Consider the following 20,446-nt stretch of genomic DNA (forward strand, 5'->3'; position numbering starts at 1 on the left):
GTATAATGAAAAAATATTGATGATTAAGACCGTTATTTGTTATAATGTGCCTGGATTTGTTGTTGTTTTCGATAATAGAGTCGTTTCTCTCTCTGTATATTCTATATGAGTATTAATTCTCCTTTCTCCTTTTCTTTGATATGCCGATATTTGTAGTATGAGATTATAGTGCTAGGAAATATCAAATCAAGGGAATATATGTTTGTTGTTAGATTGAGAAACTATTTACATTTGTCGTTTTTGGTTATATTTTTATTGTTTTCCTCCTGTATTGATGAGTTTTATAAAGATACACCTAAAGAGGGATATATAACAATTACCGGTATCAATACACGTGCCTATACAGGAGCCTATCCGGGTGACGGGCTCGATGATAAGGTTGAAACTCTGCGTATTCTGGCTTTCAATAAGACAAGTCGCATCTGCGAAAGTAATACTTTTTATTATGGAGATGTGCTGGGCGGAAATACGCTACGGCATCCGATTAATAAGGGTGAATATGATTTTGTCTTTTTGGCCAATGAACCTCATAATACAATTGTGAAGGCGGTTCTTGACAATATAACTGATTATGATGCACTAAAGTCAATATCCTATCCGGCGGAGTTCTTCGATTCGGAACGGGTTATACCTATGATTGCGGAAAATAATAGTATAAAAGTGCTGGCTGATGGAAACTTGGAGGTAAATGGTGTTGCATCTACCAAGTTGACAGTAGGACTCAGACGCTTGGCGGCACGTGTGGATGTGGTTTTGAAATCGAAAGTCGATTTTGGTGATGCCAGTTCGAGTGAATTTGAAGGAATTACTTTTTCTAATATACCGGATAGAGTGCCTTTGGTATATGGCTTGCCTAGTGATTGTTTACCCAGTTCCTGGGCGTATGCCGATCCGGTTCTTCCTTATGGTGGAACGGCCATAACCAGAAATGTGGAACGTAAACTCACATTAGCTGATAATGCCGACTGTTTTAAAATAGATCCCACTTTATTGACCACTGAGGATAAAAATAACGATTTAGTCTGGGCTGTTAAAGTTAAAAAAGTAATTCTGCCATCTAGCTTCTTTTCATCGAAGTCCGACGAGACGAATGCGATAAATTTTACTGTTAACCTGATTGACAAGTATAGTCCTTCCTGCAAATTGAAGATTCTGTCCGACCCGGATTATACATTACCGGCAAATGCGAAACTTGATTTGACAGGTATCATAAGAGAACCTTTAGAAGTAAATATACAGCCTTCTCCGTGGATTGACGATGGAGATGATTGGGAAATATCAGGCGTCCGTGTTCTGAATGTATCGCATATACAGGCTAAGATGACGGATATGAACGGAGTCCGGATTTCTTTCTGGTCCAATATGCCGGTAGTGAAGGTGTTGGGCACAGTAAAGAAAGAAGGTGAAGCGAATGAAAGAGCAACTAATACAGTCTTTAACTGTTTGGCAGTAGATGATAATAATCCTGATCCTTATCGTTTCTTTTATGATTCGGCTTCGGGCAGCGGATATATGGATTTACTGGTTGACGGAACAAATACCACCGGTTTTGGTACGCATGACAGGACCGAGAATATGAGTGGTACATATACATTGACATTATCTGCAGCAGAGGATACTAATGGTAAGAATGCATTGCAGAGGAAGATAAAGGTTACCGTCACACAAGAAGGTTTGCGATTTGTTCACAATCCTACGGCAAATCAACATGGTTTGTTCAATGCAGCATTTTTTAAACATAACCAGAAAGGAGAACGTATTATAACAGGACAGCATCGATTGGATCAAACATGGTCTGTTAGTGTACCTGTTGCCTATCAAAACTGGCTTGTTGTGAGCGCGACTCCCAGCTTTGATCCGAATATTGGAACAGAATCACCAGGTGATGCGGAACATTATCCGGTAACTCTCAATCCGTATAGGGGAGAAGATGGTACTAGTATCTCAGGTCTCACCGGTCGTATATATTTCCGTATTGGCGTTAAGGAAAATGCCGATTTTGTACCAACTAAAGAATCCGATCCTAAATTTGGATATATCAATTTGTCATATTATCCGGGATGGCGGACAACAATGAAAATTTATATTCGTCAGGGCGAAGCCGGTGCTTATATATATGCGCCGGGGGATGCTATTCCGGGAACTGTATGGGGAGCGTGGAATGGAGGTACGGATATTACTACACATGTGAGAGAAGATATGCGTCTTTTATCGACGAATGCCCGTAGGGGAGCAGCTAAGTTCTCTGCTTTAAACCTGACAAGCGAGAGGTTAGCAGGGAATACGAATCCGGATTATGAGAATGTGAACGTAAAAGGTGCTCGTTTTGTAGACTTCCCTTCGCAGGCGGGTGCATTCTTTCAGTGGGCGGTCGATTTGAAAGGCACTACTTCCGGTATGACTGATTATTACCGCAGAGCTTTTAATCCCTCGAAGTCATATCTTGTTTCAGGATTCCCTTGGGGATATGGGGAATTTCCGATCATGTGGGATGGAGATGTCAGTGCTAATATCCCTGCATATAAAGAACAGTTTGAAGTTTGCCCTCCGGGATATCGTCGTCCGACGGATGGCTATACGGATAAAATATCTTATAATGGATATTATGATTATTTGCCGGATGAGGGTACTACGGGTACTGCCACGAATTATAAAGATCAAATAGAGTATTCAGAATTAAGGGTTTCTTTATTTAATGTACCTTTTGCAGGAAATGCGGCTTCAAGTGCAGACTACGCTACAGCTTTTACTACTCCTTTTGGTGGAACTGGTAATACAGGTCCTGGGACATATCCTTACGGAGCAAACAAAGATATGCTTGCCTGGAAACAACTAAAAGGAACAACTTATACATTTTATTCGGACGGATTTTTCGACAGACGTCCGATAAAAGAGGCTTCGAATGGAAACTATGGCGTATCATTAGGAAATAGTAATGTTGCTTATCAGGGAGTATTGTATTTTAATCCCGATTCCGGAACGAATGCATCTGTCTTTTTTCCGTCAGCCGGTCGTCTGAATAACACAAGTGGTGCTTTGGAAAGTAGGGGTAGTACCGGATACTATTGGTCGGCAAGTGTAGGTCCTCCTTATATGAGATCGGAATTGCAGAATCCACCTTATGACAGGAGAATACGTTATGGAGCCTGGTCGCTTGAGTCTGCATATAATTCTCATAATTTCAGATTGTCATATCAAGGTTTTGCTCAAAGTATACGTTGTGTGAAAGAATAAGAACTTTTCGGCTTACGATAAAAATACCGGAATATCATCCGTTGAGGGGTTGGCTTTTTAGTCAACCCCTTATTTGTGCGTACTCTCTAACAACAAAACTGCTGTTTTAAGAAGAAATCTTTATTTACTCTAATAAGATTCTAATAGGATTCTAACTATTCTCTAACAGGCTCTCCGAAGGGAGCCGTCTATCTTTGTGCCCGGAAATCCGGTTACTAACTTAACTTATGTTTAATTATGATGATGAAGAGAGAGTTACACACATTTATTATTGGCAGTGTGTTGTTTTTTACCGCATGCGGGGATAAACAGGAATCAGAGCAAAAAAGTGGCTATCGTATACAAGGTGACACGGTCTATATTGCAGATCCTCTTTTACTTGAAAAAATCAAAGTATCAGTGTCTGAACTGAAACCCTATTCCAAGAAGGTGATAACGTCCGGTGTGGTGCGTCCCATTCCTCCCCGTTATGCTTATGTTGCTCCTCCATTTGCAGGGAGAGTCACAAAATCTTATGTGCGTATCGGACAGTCGGTACGTCAGGGAACACCTTTATTTGAAATCAGTTCCCCCGACTTTACTTCTGCACAAAAGGAATACTTTCAGGCACTTTCGTCCAGGGAACTTGCTAAAAAAGATTTGAAACGCAAAGAAGATCTGATAAGGAATGGTGTCAGTTCGCAAAGAGAACTGGAAGAAGCCCAGAATGCTTTATTGATAGCAGATAAGGAGTTTGAAAACGCCTCTGCCGCATTGCGGGTATATCAGGTGGACAATCCGGCGGAAATGATATTGGGGCAACCGATGATTGTTCGTTCTCCTATTCCCGGGGAAGTGATAAAGGATAACATCGTAACAGGGCAATATCTGAAAGACGATACCGAACCGATAGCTATTGTTGCCGACCTGTCTAAGGTATGGATTGCGGCTCAGGTAAAGGAGAAAGATATCCGGTTTATAAATGAAGGCAGTAGTCTGGATATTGAAATTTCGGCATTGCCCGGTACGGTTATTAAAGGCAATGTGTATCATGTAGAGGAGGAGGTAGACGAGGAAACCCGGTCCATTCAGGTACTTTCGATCTGTGATAATTTGAACGGACATCTGAAGCTGGGGATGTACACTACTGTCCACTTTCTGAGTGTTCCGGTCAGACAAATTCAAATCCCGGAGAAAGCGTTACTGCAGGGCGAAAAGGATAGCTATGTATTTGTGCAGATTGCTCCGTTGGTTTTCGTACGGACGTCGGTGACAGTGGAGACAACAGAAAACGGAATAGCGGTGATCAGCGAAGGATTGCGTCCCGGAGATAAGATAATCAGTGAAGGAGGATATTATTTAAAGTAAGAAATTATGAAGAAGGAATTAATGCTTTCAATTATACAAAAAAGATGGGTAATGCTTTGCCTGTTTGTGATGATGTGTATCTTTGGATATTACTCATGGAAACAGCTTTCGATAGAAGCATATCCGGATATTGCAGATGTCACTTCCCAGGTGGTCACTCAAGTTCCCGGACTGGCTGCGGAGGAAGTGGAACAGCAGATAACCATTCCTTTGGAACGCGCTATTAATGGGCTGCCCGGTATGCACGTCATGCGGAGTAAGAGTACATTCGGGCTGTCAATGATTACCATTGTCTTTAAGGACGGGACAGAGGACTACTGGAGCCGCCAGCGCGTACAGGAAAGATTGAATGAAGTAGAACTGCCTTATGGAGCTGTTCCGGGACTTGATCCGCTGACATCTCCCGTAGGAGAAGTGTACCGTTATATCATAGAAAGTGACCAGCACTCATTACGCGAATTAACCGACCTTCAGAACTGGGTAATTATTCCCCGTATCAAGGAAGTGTCGGGAGTGGCTGATGTAACCAATTTCGGTGGGATCACTACTCAGTTCCAGGTTGAAGTAGATCCGTCCAAACTGGAACAATATAATTTATCTCTCAGCCAGGTTGTTGAAGCCATTGAGAATAACAATGCCAATGTGGGGGGAAGCGTGTTGAATCGTGGTGACTTGGGTTATGTGGTACGGGGAATTGGATTAATCGGAAATTTGGACGATTTGGGACATATTGTAGTGAGTACTACTTCCGGAGTTCCTGTCTTTCTGAATGATATAGGTTCTTTGAAGTATGGAAATCTTGAAAGAAAGGGAGTGCTGGGATATACGGACCGTACCCGCAACTACTCTGAGAGTCTGGAAGGAATTGTACTCCTTCTGAAACATGAGAATCCGTCTAAAGTACTGGAAGATATTCATGTGGCAGTTGATGAGTTAAATAATGAGACATTGCCGGAAGGAGTGAGGATACATACTTTTCTGGATCGTACCAACTTGGTGGATACTACTTTGAGTACCGTATCCCATACCTTGCTGATGGGTATGGCTTTGGTGGTTCTTGTGCTTATTCTGTTTCTAGGCAACTGGCGTGGTGCATTATTGGTATCTATAACGATTCCTGTGTCATTGCTTATCGCTTTTATTCTTATGCATCTGACGGATATTCCGGCTAACCTTCTGTCGCTTGGTGCTATTGATTTCGGTATTATTGTGGACGGCGCTATCGTTATGCTGGAAACGATCCTTAAGAAACGTGAGGATAATCCCAAACAATATCTCGAAGAAAAAAGCATGGCGCAACGCGCCAAAGAAGTGGGTCGGCCTATTCTTTTCTCAACCATTGTCATTATTACGGCATACCTTCCGCTGTTTGCCTTTGAACGTGTTGAACGCAAACTTTTTACTCCAATGGCATTTACGATGAGCTATGCAATGATTGGAGCACTGTTGGTTGCGCTCTTATTGATTCCGGGACTTGCCTATGCAATCTATCGTAAACCACATAAAATATATAAGAATAAATGGCTGGACAGACTAAAGGATAAATACATTCGTACCATTACAGGATTTCTGGAAGCTCCCTTAAAAGCCATCATTCCATCAGGACTGATTCTGACAGCGGGGATCGTGTTGAGTGTTGTCGTAGGAAAAGACTTCCTTCCGGAGCTGGATGAAGGTTCGATATGGTTACAGGTTAATCTGCCACCCGGAATTTCCGTAGAAAAGTCACGGGAGTTATCTGATACTTTGCGTGCCCGTACGATGAAGTATTCCGAAGTAACTTATATTATGGTACAGGCGGGAAGGAATGACGACGGAACTGATCCGTTCACCCCTTCACATTTTGAAGTGTCCATCGGTATTAAGCCTTATGATGAATGGCCGAAAGGAAAAACTAAAAAGGATTTGATTCATGAACTGGAAGAAGAATATAAGTTACTTCCCGGTTTTAAAGTAGGATTTAGCCAACCTATGATAGACGGGGTGATGGATAAGATAGCCGGGGCCCATAGTGAACTGGTGGTGAAAGTATATGGCGAAGATTTTCGTGAAACACGTCGTATTGCCGAAGAAATAACCAGGGCATTAGGAACTGTGCGAGGGGCTGTTGATCTGGATATTGATCAGGAACCACCCTTGCCACAGTTACAGATCAGTATGAATCGTGATGCCATAGCTCGTTACGGATTAAATGTATCCGATGTAGCGGATCTGATTGAAGTGGCTGTCGGAGGTAAAGCTATCGCACAACTTTATCAGGGTGACCGCCAGTATGGCATCACCTGTAAGTATAAAGAGGAAGCGCGGAATACTCCGGAGAAAATAGCCGGACTTATGTTGACTTCTTCCACCGGTGCAAAGATACCTCTTTCTCAGGTTGCCGATGTCAGATTGAGTGTCGGCGAAAGTACGATTACCAGGGAAATGAACAGACGCCATTTGACGGTAAAGCTGAATTTGCGCGGTCGTGACCTGACATCTTTTCTGAATGAAGCCCAGAATACGATCAATGAGAAAGTACATTATGACAAGAATAAATATACCATCAAATGGGGAGGGGCCTTCGAAAATCAAAAACGGGCTTATACACGTCTTGCTGTCATTATACCGCTGACACTGACAGGGATGTTTATACTGCTTTATGTCACGTTCGGGAAGTTCCGGCAGGCAGGACTGGTATTGGCTATTGTTCCTCTGGCACTTTTCGGAGGTATGCTTGCTCTTAATGTGCGTGGTATGACGCTGAATGTATCTTCTGCCGTAGGATTTATAGCGATGTTCGGGCTTTCCATACAAAATGGAATTATCATGGTATCGCAGGTCAATGGGCTGCGCAGGGGAGGAATGGAACTCCGGAAATCGGTCATAGAAGGGGCACGCCAGCGTTTCCGACCTATTCTGATGACTTCGGTCACTACGATACTCGGACTTTTCCCGGCTTCGTTGGCAACCGGAATTGGTAGTGACGTACAGCGTCCGCTGGCAACAGTGATTGTGTATGGATTGATGTTTTCAACCCTTATCTCTATGTTTCTGCTTCCGGCTTTCTATTATCTGGTTGAGAACAATGTTTTAAATAAAAAGAAGAACGATGAAAAAGAATATACGATATAATATAGTGCTCTTGCTTTTAATGGTGGAAGCCGTACTCATTCCGACTTTTGCGCAAATGCCTGAAATAAAGCAGGGGCAGTCTATTTCTTTCGAAGAATATCTGAATCGGGTAGGGAAAAAGAACCTGAGTTATTTAGCCGAAAAACTCAATGTGAGTATTGCTGATGCGGAAGTAATTGCCCGGAAAATCTTTCCGGATCCGGAGTTGGAATTTGAAGCAGGTAATGAGACTTTCTCGTTGGGAGTTTCCTATTCATTAGAAATGGGAAATAAAAGGGGAGCACGTATTAAGTTGGCGCGGACTCAGGCAGAATTGGAGAAACTGTTCCTGCAACAGGGCTTTCAGGATTTGAGGGCGGAGGCTGCCGACCTTTTTCTAGAAGCAATTCTTCAGCGCGAATTACTTGAAGTACAGAAAAGTTCTTATGAGTATATGTATCAGCTGAGTCAGTCAGATAGTTTACGTTATGTTTCGGGAGAGATTACGGAGAATGATGTCCGGCAGTCAAAACTGGAAACTGTCACCTTGCTTAATACTGTTTACAGTCAGGAGGCGGCTTATCATTCCGCTTTGGTTTTGTTGAATAAACACATGGGGATGAGTGCTGATACGCTTCATATCCCTTTGGGAAATTGGGAAGAGCTAAGCAGGGACTTTGCTCTGTCTGATTTGGTCAAAGCGGGACTGGATAATCGCATCGACCTGCTTGTTGCTCAAAAAAGTACTGAAGTTACTACCCGGGAATATAAACTGACGAGAGCGGAACGCAGACCCGATATCGGAGTATCTGTTTCTTATGAAAGAAACTGGAACGGCTTTCTTCCTCCGTCCCGTTCTGCTACTGCCGGTGTATCTGTTCCTCTGACATTCTCGAATATAAATAAAGGAGCTGTAAAAGCTGCAAAGTTTCGGATTGCCCAATCGGAGATAATGGAAAGAGATATGGAATTGCAGATACAGGCAGAGATAACCCAGGCCTGGTTCAACTATGAGGCTGAAAAGAAAAAGATAGCTCAATATAAAGCCGGTGTACTTGAAGACTCGCAGAAGGTGCTCGACGGAATGGTATATAAATACAAACGGGGAGAAACGAGTATTCTTGATGTACTGGTTGCCCAGCGTACTTATAATGAAGTGCAACAGGAGTATCTGGAAACAATGAAAGGATATGCCGCTTCACTAGTAGCATTGGAAAGAGCTTGTGGTATATGGGATATATGCTTTTGACAGTTAAATATCCGGCTTTACTATTGTGAATTGCAGCAAAGCCGGATATTTGTATGGTTACCAGTCAGCGGTTTCACGCTTTATGTTAAATCATTGTGCGATATTCCTCCTGTTTTTTCTTAGGGAGTTTTTTTGATCACTTCTTCCACAGAGTGGTCAATAAGTTCTTTGATAAGTTTGTCACTCAGGTTTATTTACTTATCTGTTTTCCGAACTTTAATCCGTACTACTGTGTCATTTTGACGAGACTGGACAATGTTTTATTACTTTCGATTGTGTATCTTTGCTGTAGTTAAAATGGACAACCGGAATTTATATACTAATAAACAGAATATTATGGAAGCGAAGTATATCACTCTGACTAAAGAGAATATCGAAAAAGAACATATTTGCTGTGCTTTCTCCGATAAGAAATGTAAGGATAGCTATGAGTTGAAAAAGACATGGCTGAAAAATGAGTTTGAGAATGGCTATGTTTTCAGACGGCTTGACGAACGTGCAAAAGTATTTATAGAATATGGACCTGCCGAAAAAGCTTGGGTTCCGGTTAATGCACCTAACTATTTAATGATAAACTGTTTTTGGGTTTCAGGAAAATATAAAGGATGCGGGCATGGCAAAGCACTATTGCAGTCTGCTGTCGAGGATGCCAAAGCACAGGGTAGGGATGGCTTGGTGACTGTGGTCGGTACCTCTAAATTTCATTTTATGGGTGATGCGAAATGGTTATTACGTCAGGGGTTTGAGACGATAGAAAAACTACCCTATGGTTTCAGTCTTTTGGCTTTGAAGATAAATCCGGCAGCTCCTGATCCGTCATTCAATGGAACAGTATCAAGTGGAGAATGTGAGGAAAAAGAAGGTGTAGTCGTTTATTATACACATCGTTGTCCGTTTGCAGAGTTTCATGTCCGTAATTCTTTAGTGAGTGTGACTGAGAACAAAGGTATTCCATTGAAGATAGTCAGATTGGAAACGATGGCACAAGCACAAAATGCACCTACACCTGCTACTATCTTTTCTCTTTTCTATAAAGGAAAGTTTGTAACGACGGATTTGAGTGCATGTATGGAGCAACGGTTTGATAAAGCGTTGGGATTATAATCTTTCTTATTACAGTATGTGTTTCTCTTTTTTGATTTTCTGTTTTTGTGCTGTTTTGCTCTGATGAGTGTGGCGGGTTAATAATTGTCTGGTGTTTATTTAGACTGGTCGGTTCGATTTTTCATGTGCTGCTCTGATCTTATGCAGATTCATTAATAGAATCGGCAGTTTATTTATATGTTGAGATGTTTTGTTTTATGTATGTGACATATGCTTGATTTTTAGTATTTTATTGTATGTGGTTGGTGGGGAAAACTTGATAGCTCCTGACTTTTATAATCACTAACTTTTCTTATTTTAGTTCATTCAAATATGTTCAATTCTTGCATTTTATGAAACTATGTTTTACTTTTGGGGAGTAAAATCATTGGGATTATAATGAAAAGTATTCGCTCGGTTATTTGTTTTTGTTTGTTTTTGTTTGTGTTTAACCAGCTCCTTTTCGCCGACAAAACTATAGAGAATGATTCGCTATATACCAGTGAGTATATAAGTCGAATTTATATGGCAGAACCTGAACGGGCTTTAAGTTTGTTGGATGGAGCTGAAAGTAAGAAGACTATCCCTCTGCGTATTATACATGAATTACGTAGCAGGGTTTATCGTAATATGTATATGACTAAACTGGCTTTTTTGTATGCCAAAAAGTCTTATTTGCTGGATTCCGTTTCTCAGAAAGATACTAAGCACTTGTTGACCATGACTGTCGACCTGGCAGAATTAGCAGTGCTTATGAGTGACTATAAAGAGAGTATGAGGTATGCTCTTGATGGTATCAAGCTAGCACAAAAAGAAAAGGATAAAGGGGCTGAAAGTAAGCTGTTGTTTTGCATTGGTGAAAATAAATGGCAATTGTCTTTCAAAGAGGAGGCATATGACTATTTTGACAAAGCTATCAAATTGCTTCAAGGTACAAGTTCCAAATTGGAAATGGCTATGCTTTCATACTTTTATGGGATGAAAATGGATTATCTGCTCAATGATTCCCGTAGTAAAGAAGCATTGGAGGTTGGGTTGAAGCGCGAAAAGCTACTTAAAGATATAGCTAAATTACCGGAAAAAACAAAAGGCTTTCTTGATCTGCAATATACTTACTTGTATGCAAAAATGTCGTATATCTGCTATCTGGAAGGAAAGTATGATCAGGCGGAAAAATATTATCAACAATATTTGTCAACAGAGAATTCACAGACACCGGATGGAAAAACCTATGCGATACCTTATCTGCTAGTGTCTAAACAATATCAGAAAGTCGTTGATCAATGTCAGGATTTTAAGAAATTGATGCAAGAGCAGGATACTGTCAACTTGCAGTATATTAGTATCCTTCAGAAAGAGGTGAAAGCTTATAAAGGCTTGAAGGATTTTGAAAAAGTAGCAGCATTACGTGAGTCTATTATTTCTATTATTGATGGTATTAACAGCAAGGATAAACAGAATGCGGCTTTGGAATTAAATGCTATTCATAAAGCTGACGAGCAGGAAGAATATATTGCCGAACAGACTTTACAGTTAAGAATCAGAAACATATCACTTGCTTTTTTGGGATGTGTCACTTGTCTCATTTTATTTGTGCTATGGCGGATTTGGCGTCATACGATTATTGTTAAATATAAAAACAAAATGCTGGCAAAGTTTATCAATGAGAAACTGGCTGGAAAAGTAGAGAACAAACAATTATTCATAGATGGAGATGCGGAAGATCCGATAGCTGTTCCATTGGACTTGGAACCGGAAACTGGCTTTTCCGAAAAAGACGATTTATCTCCGGATGAAGTAGTGGAGAGTAGGGAGGAAGAGGATGAGAATAAGAAAATTTTCAAAGAACTGAATCGTATTGTTGTCCAGGATCAGTTATATCTGTCTCCGGAGTTGTCGAGAGAGGATCTGGCTCAGATTGTACATTTGAATAATGCGCGTTTCGCCCGGATGATCAAGGAAAACACCGGAACTAATTTCAACGGGTATATTAATGAACTTCGTATTAACTATGCGATTCAGTTATTGAAGCAACATCCCAATTATACCATTCGTGCGATAGCTGATGAAGCCGGATTTAATAGTACGCCTATTCTGTACAGTATGTTCAAGAAAAAGACTGGTATGACTCCTTACGAATTTAAAAAAGCGCAGGAATCCTTAGGTTGATTTTGGCTTTTTCGATAAACAATTTTCCGTTTTATCGGTTTATTCTTATGATAACTAAATATAAACGGAAATGGTGCAAGTTAGGATAAAGCGAGTGTACGAAGACTTTTCAGAGACCGACGGATATCGGGTGCTGGTAGATAAACTCTGGCCACGTGGAATCAAAAAAGAATGGTTGAAATATGATTACTGGGCAAAAGATATAACGCCTTCCGCAGCACTGCGCAGATGGTTTCATGAAGATATTCCGGGGCACTGGAATGATTTTGTCGTAATGTATCAGAAGGAACTGGAAGCTTCTCAAGCTGTTGCCGATTTTCTGACTCTTATCAAACCTCATCTGGTGATCACTTTGCTTTATGCATCCAAAGAACCGGTTTATAATCATGCCCGAATCCTTCGTGATTATTTGGAAATGCATCTGAAAGAGTGAAATTAAAGTAATTTTTATCTCTTTCCGCTTTCAGTCGTTCACTCAATTTCCTACCTTTGTAATCTAAATCAAAATCGTGTGTCCATGAAGTATAAATTATTAGTTCTTGATGTAGACGGAACGCTTCTCAATGATGCAAAAGAAATTAGTAAACGTACATTGGCTGCTTTGCTGAAAGTTCAGCAGATGGGAGTACGTATCGTGTTGGCATCCGGCCGACCGACTTACGGTCTGATGCCTTTAGCCAAATCCCTAGAACTCGGAAATTATGGAGGTTATATCCTTTCTTATAATGGTTGCCAGATAATTAATGCTCAAAACGGAGAAATACTGTTTGAGCGGAGGATTAATCCGGAAATGTTGCCTTATCTGGAAAAGAAGGCAAGAAAAAATAATTTCGCACTGTTCACTTACCATGATGATACGATCATTACTGACACTCCGGAGAATGAACATATCCAGAATGAAGCTCGCTTGAATAATTTGAAAGTGATCAAGGAAGAGGAATTTTCTGTAGCAATTGACTTTGCTCCGTGTAAGTGTATGCTTGTCAGCGATGACGAGGAAGCGTTGGTTAGTCTGGAAGGACACTGGAAGAGACGGTTGAACGGAGCTTTGGATGTTTTCCGTTCCGAACCTTATTTTCTGGAAGTAGTGCCGTGTGCGATTGATAAAGCCAACACATTGGGAGCTTTATTGGAAGAACTGGATGTGAAGCGTGAAGAAGTCATCGCTATAGGAGACGGTGTGTGCGATGTAACGATGATTCAGCTGGCAGGACTGGGAGTGGCGATGGGGCATTCGCAGGATTCGGTAAAGGTCTGTGCGGATTATGTGACAGCTTCCAATGAGGAAGACGGAGTGGCTCTGGCTGTCGAAAAGGCGATAATAGCGGAAGTTCGCGCTGCAGAGATTCCTTTGGACCAGTTGAATGCACAGGCGCGTCACGCATTGATGGGTAATCTGGGTATCCAATATACATATGCCGACGAAGACCGTGTAGAGGCGACGATGCCGGTAGATCACCGTACCCGTCAGCCGTTCGGTATTTTGCACGGTGGAGCTACGCTTGCATTGGGAGAAACAGTTGCCGGACTCGGCTCGATGATTCTCTGTCAGCCGGATGAAATTGTGGTAGGAATGCAGGTCAGCGGAAATCATATATCTTCTGCGCACGAAGGTGATACAGTACGTGCAGTAGCGACGATTGTACACAAAGGACGTTCCTCCCATGTATGGAATGTGGACGTTTTTACTTCAACCAATAAACTGGTGTCCTCTATACGGGTGGTCAACAGTGTGATGAAAAAAAGATGATTGACGAAAAAAGTAACTTGACAACTATTGATGCACTCATTCTGCGGAAACAGCCCTTTGCTGTTTATCGTGTTCCCGGGGAGAAGTATCCTCGTCTGTTGACTGAAGATGTCGGAGCTGTCCGCCTGATTTACGATTTGAAAGAACTGAATGGACAAAGAGGATTTGTGATTGCTCCGTTCCGTGTAGATAAGTCATGCCCGATTGTGTTGATACAGTCCGACAGGACTGGACGGCCGTTGCCTATGGAAATCGTGGCAGACGAAGAGCAGGTCTTGCAAAGTTATCCGGAGGAATCTTTTCATACCCTTTGTACAGGGAAGTATGCGACCTGTTTTCATACATTTATTGAAGCCTTGCGTGATGCTACCTTTGATAAACTGGTGCTTTCCCGTAGTCTCACTATTAGAAAGAATCCGGAGTTTTCCCCTTCAGCTGTTTTTCGTGCAGCTTGTCAACGTTATATTCATTCTTATATCTATCTGTGTTATACTCCTCAGACGGGTGTGTGGCTGGGAAGTACCCCCGAAATTATATTGTCGGGCGAAAAAAATGAATGGAATACAGTTGCCTTGGCAGGAACTCAACCTTTGCAGAATGGTAAACTTCCGCAAGTATGGGATGACAAAAACCGTCAGGAGCAGGATTATGTGGCGTCCTATATCCGTCGGCAGCTTCTTTCGCTGGGCATTCGCTCTACAGAGAGCGGGCCTTATCCGGCATATGCCGGCGCCCTGTCACATCTGAAAACTGATTTTCATTTCTCTTTGAAAGATAATAAAAATCTGGGAGACCTTCTGAAAGTCCTGCATCCGACTCCTGCCGTGTGCGGACTGCCTAAAGAAGAAGCCTACCGGTTCATTTTGGAAAATGAAGGGTACGATCGTAAGTATTATTCCGGTTTTATCGGTTGGCTCGATCCGGAGGGACGCACAGATTTGTATGTGAATCTGCGTTGCATGCACATTGAAGACGAGCAACTGACACTGTATGCCGGTGGCGGATTGTTAGCCTCTTCAGAGTTGAATGATGAATGGCAGGAAACGGAAAAGAAATTGCAGACAATGAGGCGTATTCTTGTGTCTGCTCCAATAATGATGAATCATTAACAAGCTAATCACTATTAATATGTATTCGGACAAGAAAAATATACTCCAGTTGGTCGCGTTGCTTGAGGCGCATGGAATTACGAAAGTAGTGTTATGTCCCGGTAGCCGTAATGCACCTCTTGTGCATACGCTGTCTACTCATCCGGGTTTTACTTGTTATGCTATGACGGATGAGCGGAGTGCCGGTTATTTTGCGATTGGTCTTGCGCTGAATGGCGGGCATCCTGCTGCCGTTTGCTGTACTTCCGGTACAGCGTTGCTCAATCTTCATCCTGCTGTGGCAGAAGCGTATTATCAGAATATACCTTTAGTTGTGATCTCTGCCGATCGGCCTGCTGCCTGGATTGGACAGATGGCGGGACAGACATTGCCGCAGCCCGGTGTTTTTCAGACATTGGTCAAGAAATCGGTAAACCTTCCGGAGATTCAGACAGAAGAGGATGAATGGTACTGTAACCGCTTGGTGAATGAAGCATTGCTGGAAACCAACCATCATGGAAAAGGTCCGGTACATATTAATATTCCTATATCCGAACCTTTGTTCCAGTTTACGGCGGAGTCGCTTCCCGAAGTACGTGTTATCACGCGCTATCAGGGTCTGAATGTATACGACCGGGATTACAATGACCTGATCGAACGCTTGAACAGATATCAGAAGCGGATGGTTATTGTCGGACAGATGAACTTGATTTACTTGTTTGAGAAACGGCATACCAAATTGTTATATAAACATTTCGTGTGGCTGACCGAGCATATCGGTAATCAGACAGTACCCGGTATTCCGGTGAAGAATTTTGATGCGGCGCTTTATGCGATGCCCGAAGAGAAAACCGGCCAGATGACTCCCGAACTACTGATTACTTATGGCGGACATGTGGTTTCCAAGCGGTTGAAAAAATATCTTCGGCAGCATCCGCCTAAAGAACACTGGCATGTGTCTGCTGATGGAGAAGTGGTTGACCTTTACGGTTCTCTGACTACCGTCATCGAAATGGACCCGTTTGAGTTTCTGGAGAAAATAGCTCCATTGCTGGATAACCGCGTGCCGGAGTATCCCCGTGTATGGGAGAATTATTGCAAGACCATTCCCGAACCGGAGTTCGGATATTCGGAAATGTCGGCTATCGGTGCTTTGATAAAAGCATTGCCGGAATCATGTGCATTGCATCTGGCAAATAGTTCTGTTATCCGCTATGCTCAGTTATACCAGGTTCCTTCTACGATTGAGGTATGCTGTAATCGGGGTACAAGCGGCATCGAAGGCTCGTTGTCCACGGCAGTGGGATATGCTGCCGGTTCGGATAAACTAAATTTTATAGCTATAGGTGACCTTAGTTTCTTTTATGATATGAATGCTTTGTGGAATATCAATGTCCGTCCTAATCTACGCATTCTTTTGCTGAATAACGGAGGAGGGGAGATTTTCCATACATTACCCGGACTGGATATGTCGGGTACATCGCACAAGTATATTACAGCCGTTCACAAGACATCTGCCAAAGGATGGGCGGAAGAACGCGGATTCCTTTATCAACGGGTAGAGAATGAAGAACAGCTTGCCGAAGCGATGAAAACCTTCACACAACCGGAAGCCATGGAACAACCGGTTCTGATGGAAGTATTCAGCAATAAAAATAAAGATGCACGTATACTGAAAGATTATTATCATCAACTAAAACAAAAATAGATTATGTCAACACAAAGAGAATGGACAACCATCAGAGAATACGAAGATATCCTCTTTGATTACTATAATGGGATTGCCCGCATCACCATTAACCGTGAACGCTATCGAAATGCATTTACTCCGACTACAACGGCTGAAATGAGTGACGCATTGCGCATTTGCCGGGAAGAAGCGGATATTGATGTGATCGTGATTACGGGAGCTGGTGACAAGGCTTTCTGTTCGGGCGGTGACCAGAATGTGAAAGGGCGTGGCGGCTATATCGGCAAGGACGGTGTTCCCCGTCTGAGTGTTCTGGATGTACAGAAACAAATCCGCAGCATTCCGAAACCGGTAATTGCTGCCGTAAATGGATTTGCCATTGGTGGCGGACACGTGCTTCATGTAGTTTGCGATTTATCGATTGCTTCGGAGAATGCGATCTTCGGACAGACCGGTCCTCGCGTAGGTAGCTTTGATGCAGGTTTCGGAGCCTCTTATCTGGCTCGTGTCGTCGGTCAGAAGAAGGCACGTGAGATATGGTTCCTTTGCCGGAAATACAATGCGCAGGAAGCGTTGGATATGGGATTGGTGAATAAAGTAGTTCCATTGGAGCAACTGGAGGATGAGTATGTGCAATGGGCGGAAGAAATGATGCTGCTCAGTCCGTTGGCCTTGCGGATGATTAAAGCCGGATTGAATGCCGAACTGGACGGCCAGGCAGGTATTCAGGAGCTGGCAGGGGATGCGACCTTGCTTTACTATCTGACGGATGAGGCTCAGGAAGGAAAGAATGCATTTCTGGAGAAACGTAAACCTAACTTTAAGAAATATCCGAAGTTCCCTTAAACAATGGATTGCAAAATAGACATTATTCCGCGGGTGCTTCATTTCAAGCAGCCGGCCGGAACTTCACGAGGCACATACACAACGCGAAAAGTCTGGTATCTTCATTTTACTGCTCCCGAATTTCCCAATTGGGTAGGGATCGGGGAGTGCGCTCCTCTGCCAAATCTTAGCTGTGATGATCTTCCCGATTACGAGGAAGTGCTGGCTAAAATCTGCCGGCAGGTAGAGAATCAGGGAGGTAAGCTGGACATGGAAGCTCTATGCAAGTACCCTTCCATCCTTTTTGGCTTGGAGACAGCCATTCGTCACTTTTTTGAAGGAAGCTGGGCTTTGTGGGATACACCCTTCTCACGTGGGGAAGCAGGTATTCCGATAAACGGGCTTATCTGGATGGGTGACTTCAATAGAATGCTTGCTCAGATAGAGAAGAAGATGGAGGCGGGATTCCGCTGTATAAAGTTGAAGATCGGTGCCATCAACTTTGAAGAAGAACTGGCTTTACTCCAACATATCCGCTCTCACTATTCTTTTAAAGAAATAGAATTGCGTGTAGATGCCAACGGAGCATTCTCGCCAACAGATGCGATGGAGAAATTGAAACGCTTGTCCGAACTGGACTTACATTCGATAGAACAGCCCATTCGTGCCGGACAATGGGAAGAAATGGCACGTCTTACTTCCGAATCTCCTTTGCCGATAGCTTTGGATGAGGAACTGATAGGCTATAATACCTGGGAAGAAAAGCAAAGATTACTTTCGGCTATCCGTCCGCAATATATTATTATCAAACCTTCTCTTCATGGCGGATTAGCCGGTGGCGAGGAGTGGATTGCAGAAGCGGAGAAACTGAATATCGGTTGGTGGATAACTTCTGCTCTGGAGTCTAATATCGGTCTGAATGCTATCGCTCAATGGTGTGCTACTTTTCAGAATCCATTGCCGCAAGGGTTAGGCACCGGGTTACTCTTTACAGATAATGTAGAGATGCCTCTTGAAATCAGAAAAGATTGTTTGTGGTTTTGTAAATGATGATATTCGACCGACAAAAACAGCGTTTGTTGCTGGAGGGAAAGGAATATACTCCGGGCGATATACATAGCCTTGTAGCAGAAGGTGAGGGAAACCACCCTTCTGCTATATGGGACTTGTATCTTTTTCTAAACGAATGGTTTAATGATGATCCTGTGATCACTGTACATACTTCCGGTTCTACGGGGGCACCTAAAGAATTGCTTGTTCGCAAAGATCAGATGATACAGAGTGCACGCCTGACTTGTGAGTTTCTGGATTTAAAGCAGGGTGAAACGGCATTATTGTGTATGAACCTTCGCTATATCGGGGCGATGATGGTAGTCGTCCGTTCTTTGATTGCCGGGTTGAATCTTATAGTACGTCGGGCTTCCGGTCATCCATTGGCAGATGTGGACACTCCTTTAAGGTTTGCGGCTATGGTGCCTTTGCAGGTGTATAATACATTTCAGATACCCGAAGAGAAAGAGAAATTAAAGCAAACGGAGATTTTAATTATAGGAGGCGGAGCAGTTGACAAGGCTTTAGAGGAAAAAATCAGAAATCTGTCCAATGCTGTTTATTCAACTTACGGGATGACGGAAACCCTTTCTCACATCGCTCTTCGCCGTCTGAATGGCGCAGCAGCATCCGATCGTTATTATCCTTTTTCATCCGTAGAGTTGTTTTTGTCTTCAGAAAATACTTTGATGATTAATGCTCCGCTTGTCTGCGATGATACTCTGCAGACAAATGATATTGCCCGCATTTATCCGGACGGTAGTTTTACGATTCTGGGAAGAAAGGATAATGTAATCAATAGCGGAGGAATTAAAGTGCAGGCAGAAGAGATCGAAAAGTTACTTCAGTCGTTTATTCCTGTCCCGTTTGTAATCACTTCCGTTCCGGATCAACGTTTGGGGCAGGCTGTTACTTTATTGATAGAAGGGCAGATGGAAATAAGTGCGCTAGAGACTAAATTGGAATCAGTCTTAGCACCTTATTATCGTCCTAAATATATTTATCAGGTAAATCATATTCCTCAAACGGGAAATGGGAAGATTAATCGTAAAGAGTGCCGTGTTTTAGCAGAGAGCTTACAGTTGCTCGGGAGACAGGAATAATAAAAATAGCGGGAGGTAATCTTTCAACTCGTTCCGCAGGAGTTCCATTGTTTTTTGTTTATACCGATTAATGGATTTTACGCTGAGATTCATTTCTTCGGCAATTTCCGCATGTGTTTTGCCTTCAAAGAAACTCTTCATAAATACGGTGCGATAGTTTTCCGGAAGCTTATTTAATGTTTCGTATAGCATTCGGTATAACTCATCAAGTGTATATACACTATCTGTTTCTGTTTCATATAGAGGAGCTTTCTTTTGGATATTTTCGGCATAACTCCATTCATACTCCTGATGTTTCAGAAAGTTCAAACAGCTGTTTTTTACACACATTTTTATATATCCCAATGCTGTCTCTGATTGCAAATCGAAAGAGTCGGTATCCAACTTGTCCCATAGGGAGGTGAATACATCCGAAACAATGTCCTCGCGGACTTCTTTATCATCTACAAATCTTTTTGCATACAGGCAGAAAGGGGCATAATAATCCTCGTAAAGTTGTTTGAAAGCTCTTTCTTTAGTCTGTCTGGAAAAAGATATTTTCATTATTTTGAGATTCTGTAGTTTTTCATTTTACTGCAAATATATAATAAGAAAATCAGCATTTCCTAAAATTTTCTTTCTTTTTTTGTTTTTGGTATGAAGCTGTGGAAAATAAGATAGCTTAAAAAATAAAAAAAAAAAGTATGTTATACCTGTCCCTTTTCGATTACCTCAGTTGTACTATTAGTGTAATTGCAATTAAAAGATAAGATTTTGAAAGAGAAT

At 42.3% G+C, this 20,446-nt stretch carries 14 protein-coding genes and 1 pseudogene; 13 read left to right on the top strand and 2 right to left on the bottom strand.

The features are described 5' to 3' along the window. The first annotated feature begins 240 nt into the window (after positions 1 to 240). The 4 genes from DW640_RS12295 to DW640_RS12310 all read left to right on the top strand — a co-directional run bounded on the left by DW640_RS12295 (position 241) and on the right by DW640_RS12310 (position 8,923). Positions 241 to 3,234 (top strand): hypothetical protein, encoded by a 2,994-nt coding sequence (locus tag DW640_RS12295; protein ID WP_233525440.1) that lies wholly within the window; start codon positions 241 to 243, stop codon positions 3,232 to 3,234. 237 nt (positions 3,235 to 3,471) lie between these two features. Further along, positions 3,472 to 4,581 carry an efflux RND transporter periplasmic adaptor subunit gene (locus DW640_RS12300; RefSeq protein ID WP_182427166.1) on the top strand — a complete coding sequence of 370 codons (1,110 nt, stop codon included), beginning with the start codon at positions 3,472 to 3,474 and terminating at the stop codon, positions 4,579 to 4,581. A gap of 6 nt (positions 4,582 to 4,587) precedes the next feature. Continuing rightward, positions 4,588 to 7,695 (top strand): efflux RND transporter permease subunit, encoded by a 3,108-nt coding sequence (locus tag DW640_RS12305; protein WP_008766788.1) that lies wholly within the window; start codon positions 4,588 to 4,590, stop codon positions 7,693 to 7,695. Further along, on the top strand, positions 7,673 to 8,923 hold the full coding sequence (locus DW640_RS12310) for a TolC family protein (protein WP_117578268.1): 1,251 nt from the start codon (positions 7,673 to 7,675) through the stop codon (positions 8,921 to 8,923). The genes DW640_RS12305 and DW640_RS12310 overlap by 23 nt, the downstream gene beginning before the upstream one ends. Positions 8,924 to 9,008: 85 nt before the next feature. Here the strand turns inward: DW640_RS12310 and DW640_RS23975 are convergent. Beyond that, positions 9,009 to 9,114 (bottom strand): annotated as a pseudogene (locus tag DW640_RS23975) (MmcQ/YjbR family DNA-binding protein); the annotation flags it as partial. A 145-nt stretch (positions 9,115 to 9,259) separates the two neighbouring features. Between DW640_RS23975 and DW640_RS12320 the strand changes: the two are divergent. The 9 genes from DW640_RS12320 to DW640_RS12360 all read left to right on the top strand — a co-directional run bounded on the left by DW640_RS12320 (position 9,260) and on the right by DW640_RS12360 (position 19,681). Further along, complete coding sequence (locus tag DW640_RS12320; RefSeq protein WP_008766786.1) at positions 9,260 to 10,027, top strand: N-acetyltransferase; 768 nt, start codon at positions 9,260 to 9,262, stop codon at positions 10,025 to 10,027. 378 nt (positions 10,028 to 10,405) lie between these two features. Further along, a complete protein-coding gene (locus DW640_RS12325) occupies positions 10,406 to 12,175 on the top strand; it encodes an AraC family transcriptional regulator (protein ID WP_117578270.1) in 1,770 nt (589 codons plus the stop codon). A 70-nt stretch (positions 12,176 to 12,245) separates the two neighbouring features. Next, complete coding sequence (locus DW640_RS12330; RefSeq protein ID WP_061474234.1) at positions 12,246 to 12,608, top strand: DUF488 domain-containing protein; 363 nt, start codon at positions 12,246 to 12,248, stop codon at positions 12,606 to 12,608. Positions 12,609 to 12,692: 84 nt separating this feature from the next. Then, positions 12,693 to 13,925 carry a Cof-type HAD-IIB family hydrolase gene (locus tag DW640_RS12335; protein WP_008760410.1) on the top strand — a complete coding sequence of 411 codons (1,233 nt, stop codon included), beginning with the start codon at positions 12,693 to 12,695 and terminating at the stop codon, positions 13,923 to 13,925. Further along, positions 13,922 to 15,034, top strand: a complete 1,113-nt coding sequence (locus tag DW640_RS12340) for an isochorismate synthase (RefSeq protein WP_022471048.1) — start codon at positions 13,922 to 13,924, stop codon at positions 15,032 to 15,034. Before DW640_RS12335 ends, DW640_RS12340 begins: the two co-directional genes overlap by 4 nt. A 19-nt stretch (positions 15,035 to 15,053) precedes the next feature. Beyond that, positions 15,054 to 16,721, top strand: a complete 1,668-nt coding sequence (gene menD / locus DW640_RS12345) for a 2-succinyl-5-enolpyruvyl-6-hydroxy-3-cyclohexene-1-carboxylic-acid synthase (RefSeq protein ID WP_117578272.1) — start codon at positions 15,054 to 15,056, stop codon at positions 16,719 to 16,721. A 3-nt stretch (positions 16,722 to 16,724) separates the two neighbouring features. Beyond that, positions 16,725 to 17,549, top strand: coding sequence for a 1,4-dihydroxy-2-naphthoyl-CoA synthase (gene menB, locus DW640_RS12350; protein WP_008760413.1), 825 nt, complete (start codon positions 16,725 to 16,727; stop codon positions 17,547 to 17,549). Positions 17,550 to 17,552: 3 nt separating this feature from the next. Further along, entirely contained in the window at positions 17,553 to 18,578 is a 1,026-nt protein-coding gene (locus DW640_RS12355) for an o-succinylbenzoate synthase (RefSeq protein ID WP_022471050.1), read from the top strand. After that, entirely contained in the window at positions 18,578 to 19,681 is a 1,104-nt protein-coding gene (locus DW640_RS12360) for an AMP-binding protein (RefSeq protein WP_054958918.1), read from the top strand. Before DW640_RS12355 ends, DW640_RS12360 begins: the two co-directional genes overlap by 1 nt. On the opposite strand, the gene DW640_RS12365 is transcribed toward DW640_RS12360, so the two are convergent. After that, positions 19,655 to 20,224, bottom strand: a complete 570-nt coding sequence (locus DW640_RS12365; protein WP_011109391.1) for an RNA polymerase sigma-70 factor — start codon at positions 20,222 to 20,224, stop codon at positions 19,655 to 19,657. The two genes, DW640_RS12360 and DW640_RS12365, sit on opposite strands and share 27 nt — an antisense overlap. Positions 20,225 to 20,446 lie beyond the last annotated feature (222 nt).

The organism is Bacteroides sp. AM23-12, assembly GCF_003434395.1.
GTDB classification, from domain to species: domain Bacteria; phylum Bacteroidota; class Bacteroidia; order Bacteroidales; family Bacteroidaceae; genus Bacteroides; species Bacteroides thetaiotaomicron.

Excerpts from the sequence above, each read along its gene's own strand:
- menD (WP_117578272.1), top strand. The coding sequence starts at position 15,054 with ATGTATTCGGACAAGAAAAATATACTCCAGTTGGTCGCGTTGCTTGAG.
- DW640_RS12310 (WP_117578268.1), top strand. The coding sequence starts at position 7,673 with ATGAAAAAGAATATACGATATAATATAGTGCTCTTGCTTTTAATGGTG.
- menB (WP_008760413.1), top strand. The coding sequence starts at position 16,725 with ATGTCAACACAAAGAGAATGGACAACCATCAGAGAATACGAAGATATC.
- DW640_RS12305 (WP_008766788.1), top strand. The coding sequence starts at position 4,588 with ATGAAGAAGGAATTAATGCTTTCAATTATACAAAAAAGATGGGTAATG.
- DW640_RS12335 (WP_008760410.1), top strand. The coding sequence starts at position 12,693 with ATGAAGTATAAATTATTAGTTCTTGATGTAGACGGAACGCTTCTCAAT.
- DW640_RS12320 (WP_008766786.1), top strand. The coding sequence starts at position 9,260 with ATGGAAGCGAAGTATATCACTCTGACTAAAGAGAATATCGAAAAAGAA.
- DW640_RS12325 (WP_117578270.1), top strand. The coding sequence starts at position 10,406 with ATGAAAAGTATTCGCTCGGTTATTTGTTTTTGTTTGTTTTTGTTTGTG.
- DW640_RS12300 (WP_182427166.1), top strand. The coding sequence starts at position 3,472 with ATGATGATGAAGAGAGAGTTACACACATTTATTATTGGCAGTGTGTTG.
- DW640_RS12365 (WP_011109391.1), bottom strand. The coding sequence starts at position 20,224 with ATGAAAATATCTTTTTCCAGACAGACTAAAGAAAGAGCTTTCAAACAA.
- DW640_RS12355 (WP_022471050.1), top strand. The coding sequence starts at position 17,553 with ATGGATTGCAAAATAGACATTATTCCGCGGGTGCTTCATTTCAAGCAG.
- DW640_RS12360 (WP_054958918.1), top strand. The coding sequence starts at position 18,578 with ATGATATTCGACCGACAAAAACAGCGTTTGTTGCTGGAGGGAAAGGAA.
- DW640_RS12330 (WP_061474234.1), top strand. The coding sequence starts at position 12,246 with ATGGTGCAAGTTAGGATAAAGCGAGTGTACGAAGACTTTTCAGAGACC.
- DW640_RS12340 (WP_022471048.1), top strand. The coding sequence starts at position 13,922 with ATGATTGACGAAAAAAGTAACTTGACAACTATTGATGCACTCATTCTG.